Raw genomic sequence first — 242 nt, forward strand, 5'->3', positions numbered from 1 at the left:
AGCGATTCGAGCAGCGCGGTTTCTTCGCCGCAAATGTAGGCACCGAAACCGTGGTGGGCGTGCAGCTGGAACGAGAAGTTCGAGCCCATGATGCGATCACCCAGGTAACCCGCGGCACGCGCCTCTTCCAGCGCGGCTTCGAAGCGTTCGTACACCTGGAAAATTTCGCCGTGGATGTAGTTGTACCCCACGGCAATGCCCATCGCGTACGCGGCAATGATCATGCCTTCGATCACGATGTG

The 242-nt window shown here is 59.1% G+C and carries 1 pseudogene; it reads right to left on the reverse strand.

Features of this window, described 5'->3' with window-relative positions:
• Nucleotides 1–242, reverse strand: a pseudogene (locus HA630_RS02820) (NADH-quinone oxidoreductase subunit F); the annotation flags it as partial.

This window comes from Aquabacterium sp. A08 (assembly GCF_011742065.1).